This is a genomic window from Pseudoroseomonas sp. WGS1072 (assembly GCF_049340465.1).
Lineage (GTDB): Bacteria > Pseudomonadota > Alphaproteobacteria > Acetobacterales > Acetobacteraceae > Pseudoroseomonas.
Genome location: NZ_JBMPSU010000001.1, coordinates 587,014 through 601,881, shown reverse-complemented (window position 1 = coordinate 601,881; position 14,868 = coordinate 587,014). Strand labels below are relative to the sequence as shown.

The 14,868-nt window shown below is 71.3% G+C and carries 13 protein-coding genes; 8 read left to right on the top strand and 5 right to left on the bottom strand.

The genetic code is table 11. The annotated features are described in order from the left end of the window. Positions 1-147 precede the first annotated feature (147 nt). Positions 148-1,293 (top strand): efflux RND transporter periplasmic adaptor subunit, encoded by a 1,146-nt coding sequence (locus ACF3NH_RS02925; RefSeq protein WP_422921793.1) that lies wholly within the window; start codon positions 148-150, stop codon positions 1,291-1,293. Next, a complete protein-coding gene (locus ACF3NH_RS02920) occupies positions 1,290-4,421 on the top strand; it encodes an efflux RND transporter permease subunit (RefSeq protein ID WP_422921792.1) in 3,132 nt (1,043 codons plus the stop codon). Before ACF3NH_RS02925 ends, ACF3NH_RS02920 begins: the two co-directional genes overlap by 4 nt. On the opposite strand, the gene ACF3NH_RS02915 is transcribed toward ACF3NH_RS02920, so the two are convergent. Then, positions 4,378-4,977, bottom strand: a complete 600-nt coding sequence (locus ACF3NH_RS02915) for a substrate-binding domain-containing protein (protein ID WP_422924709.1) — start codon at positions 4,975-4,977, stop codon at positions 4,378-4,380. The two genes, ACF3NH_RS02920 and ACF3NH_RS02915, sit on opposite strands and share 44 nt — an antisense overlap. A 114-nt stretch (positions 4,978-5,091) precedes the next feature. On the opposite strand from ACF3NH_RS02915, the gene ACF3NH_RS02910 reads away from it, so the two are divergent. After that, entirely contained in the window at positions 5,092-5,313 is a 222-nt protein-coding gene (locus ACF3NH_RS02910; RefSeq protein ID WP_422921791.1) for a polysaccharide deacetylase family protein, read from the top strand. A 261-nt stretch (positions 5,314-5,574) separates the two neighbouring features. Beyond that, complete coding sequence (locus ACF3NH_RS02905; protein ID WP_422921790.1) at positions 5,575-6,957, top strand: aminotransferase family protein; 1,383 nt, start codon at positions 5,575-5,577, stop codon at positions 6,955-6,957. 47 nt (positions 6,958-7,004) lie between these two features. On the opposite strand, the gene ACF3NH_RS02900 is transcribed toward ACF3NH_RS02905, so the two are convergent. Both ACF3NH_RS02900 and ACF3NH_RS02895 read right to left on the bottom strand, forming a co-directional pair. Further along, positions 7,005-7,610: a thiamine pyrophosphate-dependent enzyme gene (locus tag ACF3NH_RS02900; protein ID WP_198365850.1), complete on the bottom strand. Its 606-nt coding sequence runs from the start codon at positions 7,608-7,610 to the stop codon at positions 7,005-7,007. A 4-nt stretch (positions 7,611-7,614) separates the two neighbouring features. Beyond that, positions 7,615-8,166 carry a phosphonopyruvate decarboxylase gene (locus tag ACF3NH_RS02895; RefSeq protein ID WP_422921789.1) on the bottom strand — a complete coding sequence of 184 codons (552 nt, stop codon included), beginning with the start codon at positions 8,164-8,166 and terminating at the stop codon, positions 7,615-7,617. 181 nt (positions 8,167-8,347) lie between these two features. Between ACF3NH_RS02895 and ACF3NH_RS02890 the strand changes: the two genes are divergently transcribed. From ACF3NH_RS02890 to ACF3NH_RS02875, 4 genes are read left to right on the top strand one after another with little or no spacing between them, the layout of a single operon-like run. Further along, positions 8,348-9,379 carry an extracellular solute-binding protein gene (locus ACF3NH_RS02890; protein WP_422921788.1) on the top strand — a complete coding sequence of 344 codons (1,032 nt, stop codon included), beginning with the start codon at positions 8,348-8,350 and terminating at the stop codon, positions 9,377-9,379. Further along, positions 9,379-10,488, top strand: a complete 1,110-nt coding sequence (locus tag ACF3NH_RS02885) for an ABC transporter ATP-binding protein (RefSeq protein WP_422921787.1) — start codon at positions 9,379-9,381, stop codon at positions 10,486-10,488. Before ACF3NH_RS02890 ends, ACF3NH_RS02885 begins: the two co-directional genes overlap by 1 nt. Continuing rightward, positions 10,485-11,360 (top strand): ABC transporter permease, encoded by an 876-nt coding sequence (locus ACF3NH_RS02880; protein WP_198365856.1) that lies wholly within the window; start codon positions 10,485-10,487, stop codon positions 11,358-11,360. The genes ACF3NH_RS02885 and ACF3NH_RS02880 overlap by 4 nt, the downstream gene beginning before the upstream one ends. 10 nt (positions 11,361-11,370) lie before the next feature. Continuing rightward, on the top strand, positions 11,371-12,165 hold the full coding sequence (locus ACF3NH_RS02875; RefSeq protein WP_198365857.1) for an ABC transporter permease: 795 nt from the start codon (positions 11,371-11,373) through the stop codon (positions 12,163-12,165). Between the two features lie 37 nt (positions 12,166-12,202). Here ACF3NH_RS02875 and hydA read toward each other — a convergent pair whose 3' ends face one another. Next, entirely contained in the window at positions 12,203-13,657 is a 1,455-nt protein-coding gene (gene hydA, locus ACF3NH_RS02870) for a dihydropyrimidinase (RefSeq protein WP_422921786.1), read from the bottom strand. A 115-nt stretch (positions 13,658-13,772) separates the two neighbouring features. Then, positions 13,773-14,723 (bottom strand): MYG1 family protein, encoded by a 951-nt coding sequence (locus ACF3NH_RS02865; RefSeq protein ID WP_422921785.1) that lies wholly within the window; start codon positions 14,721-14,723, stop codon positions 13,773-13,775. Between the last annotated feature and the right edge of the window lie 145 nt (positions 14,724-14,868).

Sequence of the window (14,868 nt, the reverse complement as noted above, 5' to 3'; positions counted from 1 at the left end):
AAATTGGTGTGGTCAATCCTCCTCGGCGCGGGCTTTCGGGAGCCACCGTGGGGCAGGTCCGGCATGCTGACGGACCCCTGCGGTGGTCCGGCCCGTTGCGAGCCCGCAGCGGCCGTGACAGATGTACCAATGTTGGAGACGTCGCTGATGCAAACTGTAATCCTTCCCCGTGACAGCTACAGCTATGGAACGCCGCTGGCCATTCTGGCGGCCCTGCTGTCGCTGAGCGGGCCGGCGATGGCGCAGGCGCCGGCAGTGAGCGTCACACCCGTGGCGGTCGAGGACGTCGCGCCAGGGGCTCGTTTCGTCGGACGCGTGGAGGCGATCAACGCGGTCGACATCCGCTCTCGCGTCGAAGGCTTTGTCGAGGCGCGCGGCTTCCGCGAAGGGCAGTTCGTCGAGCAGGGTCAGGACCTCTTCCGGATCGAGAGCGCGGGCTACGAGGCCGTCCTCTCCGCCGCGCGGGCCAGCCTGGCGGGCGCGGAGGCCGATCTGCGGGATGCCGAGGGGCGCTTCGAGCGCAGCCAGCAGCTCCGCCGGACGCAGGCGGCCTCCCAGGCGGCGCTGGAGGAAGCCCTGGCCGCGCGGGACCGCGGCCGCGCCAACGTCATGGCGGCGGAAGCCAACCTGCGGCAGGCCGAACTCAATCTCAGCTACACCATCATCCGCGCGCCGCTGGCGGGGCGGATCGGGCATACCACCGTCGCGGTGGGCAGTCTCGTCTCGCCCTCATCGGGGGTGCTCGCCCGCATCGTGCAGGTCGATCCGATCCGCGTCGTCTTCTCGGTGAGCGACCAGAGCCTTCTGGAGTTCCGCGGCGGCGCCACGGCCGGGCCGGCGGAGACCTTCGTGCCGACGCTGACCCTGTCCTCCGGCCAGACCTATCCCGGCGCCGGCGAGATCGACTTCATCGGCAACGAGGTCGATCCCCGGACCGGTACGGTGCCGGTGCGCGTCCGCTTCGCGAACCCGGACGGCCTGCTGGTCCCCGGACAGTTCGTCACCGTGGCCGTGCAGCCGGATGCGCCCCGCCAGCGCCCCGTCGTGCCGCTGGGCGCGGTGCAGCTGGACCGGGAAGGGCGCTTCGTGCTCCTTGCCGATGACAACGACAAGGTCGTGCTGCGGCGCATCCGGACAGGCGCGCAGCTCGATCAGAACTGGATCGTCGAGGAAGGGCTGAAGGGCGGCGAGCGGCTGATCGTCCAGGGCCTGCAGAATGCGCGGCCCGGCGCCGCCGTGACCGTCGTGCCCGTGGCCGTCGTGCCCGTGGCCGGCGCGCTCGCCCGCCCATGATCGCCGCGCTCTTCGTCCGGCGGCCCCGCTTCGCGATGGTGATCGCGGTGGTCACCACCCTGGCCGGACTGCTGGCCCTCAGCATGATTCCCGTCGCGCAGTTCCCGCCGATCACGCCGCCGGAGGTCCAGGTCAGCGCCAGCTATCCCGGTGCCAGCGCCGAGGTGCTGATGAACAGCGTCGGCGCGCCGATCGAGGAGCAGGTCAACGGCGTGGATGACATGATGTACATGTCCTCCTCCGCCGGCAACAACGGCAGCTATTCGCTGACCGTCACCTTCCGCGTCGGCACCGATCCGGCCATGGCGCAGGTGAATGTGCAGAACCGTGTGGCGCTGGCGACGGCGCGGCTGCCGCCGGCCGTGACGCAGACGGGCGTGTCCGTCCGCGCCCGCTCCACCAGCATGCTGATGGGCGTGTCGCTCTACTCGCCGGGCGGCACGCGCGACGAGATCTTCATCAGCAACTACGCCTCGGTCAATCTGCGCGACGCCCTCGCCCGGATTCCGGGCGTCGGGGATGTCGGCGTCTTCGGCCCGGTCTACAGCATGCGGGTCTGGATGAACCCCGACCGCATGCAGGCCCTGGGTATCACGGCGGCCGATATCACGGAGGCCATCCGCGCGCACAACGCGCAGGCCTCGGCGGGGCTGATCGGCGCGCCGCCCGCGCCCGCCGGGCAGGAGCTGCAGATGGCGGTGATGGCGCGCGGGCGCCTGGAGACGGCGGAGGAGTTCGGCGACATCGTCCTGCGCACGAATGCCGATGGCGCGATCGTCAGCCTCCGCGACGTGGCCCGCCTCGAGCTCGGCGCGCAGTCCTATGACATCGGGTCGCGCTTCAACGGCCAGCCGAGCGCGACCCTCGTCATCTATGCCGCGCCGGAGGCCAACGCCCTGAACGTCGCCTCCGCCGTCCGGTCGGAGCTGGCGCGCGCCGCACCGCAGTTTCCGGAGGACCTCGCGCAGACGGTCGTCTTCGACACCACGGCCTTCGTCAGCGAGACGATCCGCGAGATCGCCATCACGCTCGGCATCACCTTCCTGCTGGTCGTCCTGGTCACCTATGTCTTCCTGCAGGACTGGCGCGCCACGCTGATCCCGATGCTGACGATCCCGGTCTCGCTGCTCGGCGGATTCGTCATCCTCTACGCGCTGGGCTATTCGGCGAACACCGTCACCCTCTTCGCCATCGTGCTGGCCATCAGCCTGGTCGTCGATGATGCCATCATCGTCGTCGAGGGTGTGCAGCGCGCCATGCAGGAGCAGAGCCTCGCCGTCGTCGAGGCCACCCTGGAGACGATGCGCCAGGTCACCGGGCCCATTGTCGTGACGACCCTGGTGCTCGGCGCCCTGTTCCTGCCGATCGGCTTCATCTCCGGCGTCACCGGGCAGCTCTACGGACAGTTCGCCGTGACGATCATGGCGACCATCACGCTCTCGACCGTCAACGCGCTGACCCTGAGCCCCGCCCTCTGCGTGCTCCTCCTGCGGCGGCCGGCCGGCCCGCGGGGCGGGGTCTTCGCCCTTCTCGAGCGGGTCATCGGGCGGTCGCGGCGGGGCTACCTGGCCCTGCTCGGCCGCCTGGCGCGGCGGCTGGTGCTGGCGGGCGGGATCATGGTGGCGGTCCTGGCCGGCGTGACCGGCCTGTTCCGCACGCTGCCGACGGGCTTCATCCCCTCCGAGGATCTCGGATACATCTTCGTGAATGTGCAGTTGCCGAGCGCCGCCTCGCTCGAGAGGACGCAGGCCGCGCTGGACGAGGTGGTGCGGATCGTGCGCGCGACGCCGGGCATCGACAATGTCATCGGCGTCGCGGGTGCCAGCCTTCTCGGCGGCGGCGGCTCCGATTCCGGCATGGTCATCGCGGCGCTCAGGCCCTGGCGCGAGCGCCGCGATGCGAGCGGGCGTCTTGACCATGTGCTGGCCCACCTGCGGGCCCGCTTCGCCACCGTGACGGCGGGGGCGGTCGTCGCCTTCGTGCCACCGGCCATTCCGGGGCTCGGCGCCACGGGCGGGTTCGACCTCCGCCTCCAGGCCCGCGGCGGGCAGAGCCAGGAGGAACTGGCGGAAGCGATGCGGGGCCTGATCGTCCGGGCGAACCAGGCCCCGGACCTGACCGCCGTGTTCAGCACCTTCCGGGCCGACACGCCGCAGGTCCATCTGCAGATCGACCGCCACCGCGCGGAGTTGCTGGGCGTGACCCCGGGCGCGATCTTCCAGACGCTGCAGGCGCACCTCGGCTCCGCCTATGTGGACGACTTCAACATCCTCTCGCGCGTGTTCCAGGTCCGCATCCAGGACGAGGCGGGCTTCCGCAGCCAGGCGGCCGATATCGGGCGCCTGCATGTGCGCGCCAGCTCGGGCGAGCTGGTGCCGCTCCGTGCCCTGGTGACGACCCGCGCCACCCTCGGGCCGAGCGTCATCAACCGCTACAATCTTTTCCCCGCCGTCGCCATCAACGGGCAGGCCGCGGACGGCGCCAGCAGCGGCGCCGCGCTGGACCGCATGGAGGCACTGGCGCTGGAGAGCCTGCCGGAGGGCTTCGGCTTCGAATGGACCGGCCTCGCCCTGCAGGAACGGCAGGCCGGGGCGGAGACGATGATGATCATTCTCGTCGGCATCGTCTTCACCTACCTCTTCCTGGTCGCCCAGTATGAGAGCTGGAGCGTTCCCCTGGCGGTCATGCTGTCCGTGGCGCTGGCGGTGCTGGGCGCCCTCGCCAGCCTGGCCCTGGCGGGAATGCCGATCGACGTCTACTCGCAGATCGGCCTGCTTCTGCTGATCGGACTGGCCGCGAAGAACGCGATCCTCATCGTCGAATTCGCCAAGACCCGGCGGGAGCAGGGCATGAGCACGCTGGAGGCGGCGATCGACGCGACGCGGCAGCGTTTCCGCCCGCTGGTCATGACCGCCTTCAGCTCGGTCCTCGGCGTCGTTCCGCTGGTCATCGCGAGCGGGGCGGGGGCCGAGAGCCGGCGCTCGATCGGCATGACCCTCTTCGGCGGCCTGCTGATCGGAACCCTGCTCGGCCTGCTGATGATCCCGGTGCTCTATGTCATCGTCCAGACCGTCCGGGAAAGGCTCAAGGCGCGGTTCCTCGCCGCGCCCGGGGCGGAGCGGGGATAGGGATGGCGGCGCGGTCTTCCCGCCCCTGTTCCGTGCCATCCGCGGGCAGCCGTGCGGAGCGGCCCCGGATCAGCGCGCCCTGTAGAAGGACGCGCTCGCGCGGCAGGGCGGCGCCTCCGATGCGGGCGGCAAGCAGGTCCAGCCCCCGCGCGACCATGGCCTGCAGCGGCTGGGCCACGGTGGTCAGGCGATAGGGAGGCTGGCGGGCGGGTCCGATGCCGTCCATGCCGACCACCGAGATGTCGCCGGGCACCGCGACGCCGGCTTCCCGCAGGGCGTCCATGCCTCCCATGGCCAGGATGTCGCTGACGCAGAAGACGGCGTCCGGGCGCCGCGCGGGCGCCAGGGCGGCCAGGGCGGTGCCCGCGGCGAAGCCGGCGGCGTGGCTGGCGCCGCGAGGGCGATACGCGCGGCCTGCCCGACGGCAGGCTGCAGGACCTCGCCGGAATGAACACGCTGATGGGCTTCGAGGAAGTCCGGGACTTCGACCGCCGCTGGGCCCGCCCCGCCTCCGGCACGACGGAGTAGCCTGACCGGACCCTGTGGTCCCCGACATCACGAGGAACGTCCATGACAACAAGAAACACGCTTACCCGCCGCGGGTTCGGCGGGATCGCGGCCGGCCTGGCGCTGGCGCCCGCTCTCGCGCGGCCGGGGTGATGCCGGGGCGGTGCTGGAGAACTGGCTGGCCGATTTCGACTACATGCGGCGGAACACCGACTGGGGCATGCTGGTCTATACCTTCCACCCCGATGTCAGCGGCCGGGGCCACCGGATGATGATGATGGAGCGGCTGATCGACGGCCTGGCGGCGCGGGGCGCCGAGTTCCTGACGCTGGACGAGGTGCAGCAGGCGTTCCGCGCCCGGCGCGCGCCGGGCGGCGGGGGTTGAGGCGGGAGGGCGCCATGGCCTAGGCTCCCGGCACAGGCCTTCCGGGACGTCCCTCGCGCCCGGCCGGGCGGCTTCTTCCCGACCGGCGGCCCCGCGCCGGCCTGGAGGAGGCCGCGCGGCCCTCCGCCGCGCCGGACCGCGCGGAGGGCCTGGGCGGCGGCCGGGCCGGGGACAGGACGCCCGACCCTGGCCGGTGGAGAGAGACAGGGATCCGATCGTACGGCGCATGTCCGGCTTGCACGATCCAGCGAAGGGCTGATCATGAACTACGTTCCGAAGAGCAACGACATCGCCGGGCTGATCGAGGCCGACCGCGCGCATGTCTGGCATCATCTCTCCCAGCACAAGCAGTACGAGACCGTCGACCCGCAGCTGATGGTCGAGGGCAAGGGCATGCGGATCTGGGATGCCACCGGCAAGGAGTATCTCGACGCCACCTCGGGCGGCGTCTGGACGGTGAATGTCGGCTACGGTCGCGAATCCATCGCCGATGTGGTGCGCGAGCAGCTGGTGACGCTGAACTACTTCGCCGGCGCCAAGGGCAGCGCGCCGGGCGCCGCCTTCGCCAAGCGGCTGATCGAGAAGATGCCGGGCATGACCCGCGTCTACTACTCGAACTCCGGCTCCGAGGCGAACGAGAAGGCCTTCAAGATGGTGCGGCAGATCGCCGCGCGCCATCACGGCGGTAAGAAGTGGAAGATCCTCTACCGTGAGCGCGACTACCACGGCACCACCTTCGGCGCCCTCGCCGCCTGCGGCCAGCCGCAGCGCAACGCCGATTACGGCCCCTACCCGGAGGGCTTCGTCGAGGTGCCGCACTGCCTCGAATACCGCAGCCAGTATCCGGACGCCGAGGATTACGGCATCGCCGCCGCCGATGCGATCGAGGCGGTGATCCTGCGCGAGGGGCCGGAGACGGTGGGCGCGATCTGCCTGGAGCCGATCACCGCCGGCGGCGGCGTCATCGTGCCCCCGGCCAGCTACTGGCCGCGCGTGCAGGAGATCTGCCGCAAGTACGACGTGCTGCTGCATATCGACGAGGTGGTCTGCGGTCTCGGCCGCACCGGCAAGTGGTTCGGCTACCAGCAGTTCGGCATCGAGCCGGATTTCGTGACCATGGCCAAGGGCGTGGCCTCGGGCTACGCGGCGATCTCCTGCACGGTGACGACCGAGAAGGTCTTCAACCTGTTCAAGGACAACCCCGCCGACCCGATGAGCTACTTCCGCGACATCTCCACCTTCGGCGGCTGCCTGGCCGGCCCGGCGGCGGCGCTCGAGAACATCCGCATCATCGAGGATGAGGGCCTGCTCGAGAACACCCAACGGATGGGCGCGCGGCTGCGCGACAACCTTCTGGCGCTGCAGGAGAAGCATGCCGTCATCGGCGAGGTGCGCGGCCTGGGCCTGTTCCAGGGCGCGGAGCTGGTGGCCGACCGAGCGACGAAGGAGCCGCTGGCCGAGGCCAAGGTGCAGGCCGTCGTGGCGAAGTGCATGGAGCTCGGCGTCATCATCGGCGCCACCAACCGCTCCCTGCCCGGGCTGAACAACACCCTGACGCTGAGCCCCGCGCTGATCGCCACCGAGGCGGAGATCGACCGCATCACCGAGGTCATCGGGCAGGCGCTGACCGCCGTCACCGGCTGAAGCGGCCCGCCGGCCACGGTCCCGGCCGGGACCGTGGCCGGGCGGCGTCAGGCCAGGTGCGCTTCCGGCCCGAGCAGGGATTCCCGCATCCGCGCCTGCAGCAGGGCGCCTTCGCGGGGCGGCAGCACCAGCGGAAGCGCTTCCGCGTTGATCTTCACCTGGGCGAAGAGCGGGCCGTCGCAGCGGTGGACCGCGTCGCGCAGGGCCGCGATATCGTCCATCGCCTCGACCCGGCTGGCCTGCGGGAAGCCGGCGGCGCGGGCGATCCCCGCCAGGTCCACGCCGGCGCCGGTATGGGTCGGCTGCATGCCGGTCTCGCCGTAGTGCTCGTTGTCCAGCACGACCACGGAGAGATTGGCGGGGCGGGCCACGGCGATGGTGGCCAGGGCGCCGAGGCTCATCAGCATCTCGCCGTCGCCGGTGATCACCAGCACCGGCACCTTCGGCTGCGCCAGGGCCAGGCCGAGGCCGATCATCGCCGCCCCGCCCATGCCGCCCCAGAGCGGCAGGTTGCGCGGGTGGTCGCCCGCCGCGGTGATGTCCCAGGCCGGCGCGCCGAGCCCGGCCACCACCAGCAATTCGCCCCGGTCGGCCAGCAGCGCCGGGACGACCTCGCGCCGGCGCAGCGTGCCGGAGGATGCGGTCTCGCTCATGGCGTCACTCCTTGCCGAAGGTCTTGGCGCCCAGCACGCGCTGGCCGATCAGCGTCGCCGTGGGGCGGAAGGTGTTGAAGGCCATGCGCAGCGTGGCATCCGCGGTGGGCGCGATGTCGGCGGCGTGGTCGGCGCGGCACACCAGCGTCCCCATGGCCTCCAGCACGGCCTGCGTGGCCTGGCCCATGGGCATCTGCGCCGGGTTGAACTCGCCGAAATCGCCGCGCATCGTCACCAGCATCGGCATGGGCGTGCGGTGCAGGATGCCGAGCGACAGCATGTTGACGCAGTTGCCGACGCCCGAGCTCTGCATCAGCAGCACGCTCCTCTCGCCGCCGAGCCAGGCGCCGAGCATCAGCGCGATGCCTTCTTCCTCGGTGGTCAGCGAGACGGCCCGGATCGCGGGATCGGCCTGGCAGCGGCGGATCAGGCGTGAGTGTCCGGCATCCGGGACATAGGCGACCTGGCGGACCTTGTGGGTCCTGAGCAGTTCGAACAATTCGTCCGGCCAGGTGTCGGCCGGCGCCGGCGCCACGTCCATGGCTGTGTCGTTCACGCGTTTTCCTCCTGCGAAAAGAGCGAGTGCTCCTGCCTTGTCCCGGCCGCTGTCCGCTCCTGAGCGGGGACGAGGGTCGAGGAAGCGGCAGCCGCTGTCAATCGGGCAAGGCGCCGCCGATGCGGGCATGGATCTTGCTTCCGGTCCCGGCGTGTCCTTTCGCCGAACAGGAGGCTTGCCGATGCCCCGCTTCACCCGCCGCCATGTCCTGGCCGCATCCTCCGGTATGGCGCTCGGCCTGGCGGCCCCCTCCGTCGTGCGCGCGCAGCCGCGGGAGATCTTCGTCGGCGGCCCCGCCTCGCCTGGCCTGACCGACATGCTGTTCCCGCTGATCGAGCGCAAGCACGGCTTCAAGATCCTGTTCGAGGGCAGCAACTCCCTCATCAACCTGGAGAAGATCCGCGCCAACAAGGCGCGCCCGACCATGACGGTGACGATGATGGACGATCCGGTCCTCATCCTCGCCGAGCGGGAGAAGGTGATCGCCCCGCTGAAGGGTGCCAATATCCCCAACCTCGCGGATGTGCGGGCGGACGCGAAGCCGCGCGACGCGATGTGGGTGAACTGGTGCCAGCCTGCCTCCTCGATTGCCTACAACACGGACAGCGTGAGGCCCGGCCCGGCCTCCTACGCCGAGGCCTGGGACAGCAGGCACCGCGACAAGATCATCCTGATCTCCATGCGCATCACCCAGGCGGTGGTGCCGCTCCTGGCGGCGGCGCATCTGGCCACCGGCAAGCCGCTCGCCGAATGCCTGAAGGAGGCGGATGCGGGGTTCGAGAAGCTGAAGGAACTGAAGCCCAACGTGCTGCAGGTGACGAGCAACGCGCCGCAGGCGCAACAGCTCTTGGAAACCGGCGAGATCGACTTCTTTCTCAGCCCCGACACGCGCACGGTGCTGTTCCGCAAGGCCCAGGGCGCGCCGGTCGACCAGGCGCAGCCGAAGGAGGGGATGGTCGCCATGCCGGCCGGCGCCGCGCTGGTCGCCAATGGCCCGAACCCCGAGCTGGGGATGACCTTCATCAACGAGCTGCTGGACCCCGAGACCCAGGCGCTGATCGCCAAGACCTTCTACTCCAACCCGACCAACACCAAGACGGTGAAGCCGGCCGGGCTCGACCTGCCGGAGCTGGCGGTGCTGGACTGGGAGTACTTCGCCGACAACCGCAACCGCTGGATCGAGCGCTTCGAGCGCGAGATCTCGGGCGGCTGATGCTGATCGGCACGAGGCCCGGCGCCGCCGCGCCGGGCGGCCTCACCGCGCCCGACCATCTCCGCGTCGCGGGTCTCGGCAAGCGCTTCGGCGCGGCCAGCGTACTGGACGACCTCTCGCTCACCGTCGCGCGGGGCGAGTTCGTCTCGCTGCTCGGGCCCTCGGGCTGTGGCAAGACCACGCTGCTGCGCCTGATCGCCGGGCTGATGCGCCCCGACCGCGGCAGCATCGTGGTGGGCGGCGCCGAGATCACCCGCCTCCCGGCGCACCGGCGCAACATCGGCGTGGTGTTCCAGAACTACGCGCTGTTCCCGCATCTGACCGTGGCGGAGAACCTGGCCTTCGGCCTGCGTGCCCAGGGCGTGCCGCGCCGCGAGCAGGCGGCGCGCGTCGAGGAGGCGCTGGCGCTGGTCCGCATGGGCGAGCATGCCGGCAAGCCGGTGACGGCGCTCTCGGGCGGCCAGCAGCAGCGCGTCGCGGTGGCGCGCGCGCTGGTGGTGCGCCCCTCGCTGCTGCTGCTGGACGAGCCCTTCTCGGCGCTGGACCGCAAGCTGCGCGACACGATGCAGGTCGAGCTCAAGGGGCTGCTGCGCGAGGTCGGCATCACCGCCATCTTCGTCACCCATGACCAGGAGGAGGCGCTGGTCGTCAGCGACCGCATCGCGGTGATGAACGCCGGCCGCATCGAGCAGCTGGCCGATCCGGTGACGCTCTACCGGCAGCCGGCCACGCTCTATGTCCTGGACTTCGTCGGTCGCTCCACGCGCCTTGCCGGACGGGTGGCGGAGAGCCGGGGCGGCGGGCTGGTGGTGGAGACGGCGCTGGGCCGGCTGCGCGCCCGGGGCAGCTACCTGCCTGGCTCGCCGGTGGTGGCGGCCATCCGGCCGGAGGCGATCCTGCTGGACCCGGCGGCGGAGGAGGGGCTGGCGGCGCGCATCGCCGATGTCAGCTTCCTCGGCTCCCGCGTGCAGCTGCACCTGGATCTGCCGGCGGGCGGGCCGGATCGCGGCATGGTCGAGCTGGCCCGCCTGCCGGAGGGCCTAGCACCCGGCCGCCCGGTGCGGCTGGCCTTCCCGGAGGCCGAGGTCATGGTCTTTCCCGCGCCATGAGCACCACCGCGCCGACGGTCCTGGCACCGGCCGCCGCACCCGCCGCGCGGCCGGCGATCGACCCGCTGGCCCTGCTGGCGCTGCCGGCCGTGGCCTTCATGGTCACGGTCTTCGCGCTGCCGGTGCTGCTGCTGCTCATCACCTCATTGCGTTCGGAGGCGGGCTTCAGCCTTGACGGCTATGCCCGGCTGCTGGGCGATCCCTATTACCTCCGGGTGATCGGACGCTCGCTCTGGCTGGGGCTCGCGACGACGCTCGGCGCCGCGCTGATCGGCTATCCCGCCGCCTTCGCCCTGGCGCGGGCGCGCGGCTACTGGCAGGTGGCGCTCTTCGCCCTGGTCTTCCTGCCGATGACCGTCAGCGTCATCGTCAAGTCCTTCGGCTGGGCCATCATGCTGCGGCGCGACGGCATCGTGAACTGGGCGCTGCTCTCGGCGGGATGGATCGAGCGGCCGCTGCGCCTGCTCTTCACCGAGGAGACGCTCTACATCGGCATGATCAACGTCTTCCTGCCGTTCATGCTGCTGCCGGTCTATTCCGGCGTGCGGATGATGGACAGCCGGCTGCCGGAGGCCGCGGCGACGCTCGGCGCCGGGCCGGTCTTCCGCTTCCTGCACGTGATCCTGCCGCTCAGCCTGCCGGGCCTGGTCGCCGGCGCGACGCTGGTCTTCTCGCTCGCGGTGGCGGCCTATGTGACGCCGCAGCTGCTGATCGGCGAGCGCTACATGACGATGTCGATGGTCATGGCCAAGGCCTTCCTGAACCTGCGCGACTGGCAGCTGGGCGCGGCCATGGCCGCCGTGCTGCTGGCGGTGGCGGTGGCGGTGGTGGTGGGCGCCGCGCTGCTGCAGCGCCGCCTGGCCCGGCGATGAGGAGGGACGGATGATCGAACGGATGGGACGCGGCTTCTGCGCCGCCATGCTGGCGCTGGCCATCCTCTTCCTGCTGCTGCCGATCCTGGTGGTGATCCCGGTCTCCTTCACCGACACCGCGGTGTTCCGCTTCCCGCCGACCGGCTTCTCCTTCCGCTGGTACGCGCGGGTCCTGGAGATCGACGCGCTGCTCGGGGCGCTCTGGCTCTCGGCCAGCATCGCCGCCCTCTCGACCGTTATCTCCCTCGTCCTCGGCACGCTCTGCGCCGTGGCGCTGGTGCGCGGGCAGGTGCCCTGGGGGCAGGCGGTGGCGACCTTCATGATCTCGCCGCTGATGCTGCCGGGCCTCGTGCTCGGCATCGCCCTGTTGCAGGCGGCGCGCGAGATCGGCCTGCGGGATGCCTGGTGGTCGCTGCTCCTGGCGCATGTGGTCATCACCATGCCCTTCGTCATGCGCACCGTGCTGGCAAGCCTCTCGCTCTTCGACTTCACGCTGGTCGACGCGGCGCGGACGCTCGGCTGCTCCTATCCGATCGCCCTCTGGCGCGTGCTGGTGCCGGCCATCCTGCCGGGCTTCCTCAGCGGGGCGCTCTTCGCCTTCTTCGCCTCCTTCGACAACTACCCGATCTCGATGTTCCTGGTGGATGTCCGCACCAAGACCCTGCCCATCCAGTTGCTGAACCAGCTCGAGGTGTCGCCCGATCCGACACTCGCGGCGGTTTCGGTCTTGCTGATCGGGCTGACGGTGCTGATGCTGCTGTTCTGCGACCGGCTGGTCGGGCTGCGGCGGATGGCGGCGCTGTAGCGGTGCCATCCGCCGGCGGGGCAGGTCGCCTTCCCGTTCAGGCCGGCACGCCATCGACCGGGTTGAACGGCCCGGGGAAGACGCCGCGCGGCGCGATCAGCGGATAGGGGTCGCGGGCGAGGAAGCGGCCGCCGCCCGGCGCGGTGGCGATCTCGCCCCCGTCACAGACGACGGTGCCGCGCACCAGGGTCGTCACCGGCCAGCCCTTCACCGCCATGCCTTCATAGGGCGTGTAGTCGCTGCCGTGATGCAGCAGGCTGTTGGTGATGGTGACCTCCTTCTCGGGGTCCCAGATCGTCAGATCGGCATCCGCGCCGACGGCGATGGTGCCCTTGCGCGGATGCAGGCCGAAGAGCTTGGCCGGATTGGTGGCGGTGATGGCGACGAAGGTCTGCAGGTCGATCCGCCCCTTCGAGACCCCTTCGGAGAACAGCACCGGCAGCCGGGTCGCCAGGCCGGGCAGGCCGTTCGGCACCTTGGTGAAGGGCGCGTCCTCGCCATGGGCCTTCTTGCCGTCCGGCCCCTCGTAGCGGCTGGGCGCGTGGTCGGAGGAGACATTGCCGATCACGCCGGCGCGGATCGCGGCCCAGAGCGCCTCCTGGTCCGCCGTCGTCCGCGCGGCGGGGCTGAAGATGAACTTCGCGCCCTCGAAGCCCGGGCGGTCCATGTCCGCTGTCGTCAGCGTCAGGTATTGCGGGCATGTCTCGGCCCAGACCTTCAGCCCGCGCGCCTGGCCGCGCGCCACCTCCTCGGCCGATTCCGCGCCGGAGACGTGAAAGACCTGGATCGGCGTGTCCAGCGCCTCGGCCATGGCGATGATGCGGTGGGTGCACTCGCGCTCCACCACCATGGGCTTGACCCAGCCATGGTACTTCGGCGCGGTCAGCCCGGCGGCGAGCAGCGCGTCGCGGTAGAACTCGATCAGGTCGTTGTGCTCGGCGTGCACGCAGACCAGCGCGCCGAGGCGGCGCGCGGCGGCGAGGACGCGCAGCGCCTCCGCATCCGTCACCTTCGCGCCCTCGTAGGTGAGGAAGATCTTGAGCGAGCGGTGCCCCGCCTCGACCAGCGGCGGCAGCTCCCGCTCCAGCAGCTCCGGCGTCGGGTCGGTCAGGATCAGGTGGAAGGAGTAGTCGACGCGCGAGGCCTTCGCGAGCTCGTGGTAGGCGGCGACCTTGTCCGCCAGCGTGCCGCCGCGCGGCTGCCGCGCGAAGCAGATCACCGTCGTCGTGCCGCCGGCGGCGGCCGAGGCGGAGGCGGTGTCGAAACTGTCGGCGTTGCGGGCCGGGCCTTTCGCGGGCTCCTCGATATGCGTGTGCGTGTCCACGCCACCCGGCAGGACCAGCCGGCCGGAGGCGTCGATCTCGCGCCGGCCGGCCGGCAGGTCGCGGCCCAGCGCGACCACGACGCCATCGACAATGCCTATATCACAGGCGACCGTGTCGCTCGCCGTGACCACCGTGCCGTTGCGGACCACGCAATCGAAGGATGCCATCTGCCGTTCTCTCCTCGGTTCTGCCGTCACATGCTGCCCGGAAGCCGCCATGTCGCAAGTGGCCACGCTGCAAGCGGCATGCCGGGGCGCCGGCGCCCGGGCGGGTGGGGCGGTCTCAGCCCGCCCCGTGCCGGGCGATGGTGCGCCGTGCCATCTCCACCGCGCCCGCGCGCGAGCGGGCGGCGCCGACGAAGCGGCGCAGATGCACGAAGACGGCGTCCGGCACGCCGGAGGCCGCGGCCAGGGCGGCGTCCTGCAGCCCGGCCCAGTCCTGCGGCAGCGGCAGGCGCTGGGCGAAGGAGCCGGGCTCGGGGGGCATGGCATCGACCATCCAGTTGCCGTTCGGCACCGGGTAGACGGCGAAGAGCACCGGCAGGTCATGGGCGAAGACGGCGCCCTTCCAGGGCATGCCGCGATCCAGCTCCAGGATGCGCGGATCGGCCGAGGCGGCATGCGCCGCCGCCACCAGGGCGTCGGCCGCCAGCCGGGCGCGCAGCACGGCGACGCGGCGGCGCAGCACCTGCTCCACCAGGGCGACGGCATCCAGGAAGGCGGCATCCTCCGCCGCCTGGCGGCCCTCGGCGGGAACGTCCCAGGGCAGGTTGCAGTCACCCACCAGGGAGGCGAGGTCGAGCGGCTCGCGGCTGCCGGCCACCCCATTGTCGATCTCGTCGATCCGGCGCACCAGGCTGCGGTCCAGCTCGGCGGCGATGGCCGGGGCCAGGCCCTCCTCTCCGCCGCCGGCGCGCAGGAGGGCCGCCACCGCCGCCTCGCCGTACTGCTGCCAGACCAGGCCGGCCGAGCTGAAGGGCGTGCCGTCCGGCCGCACCGGGGCGCCGCGCTGGTGGTGGTCGAAGCGGCGGGCGGCGGGATCGAAGACCGTCCCGACATCCCAGACGTAGTCGCCCTGGGCGATGGCCGCCGCGTCCCGCGTGCGCAGCAGGCGATGGTCGCCGCCCGGCCGGTGCAGGCCGAGCGCCTGCTGCAGCACCACATAGGCGAAGGCCTCGTCGCAGTGGAAGCCGCCGCTATGGGTGATGAGCAGGGGCAGGGCGGTGTCGGTCATGCGGATCCTTCGCGTGGGCTGGGCCAGGGGGTGGGGGCCAGGGGGTGGGGGCCAGGGGGTAGGGGCCAGTGGGCCTGGGTGCCCCCGGAAGGCAGGCCTTATCCGCCAGCGGCCCGGCCGGCGCCACCCCCCTCTCCGCTTTGCG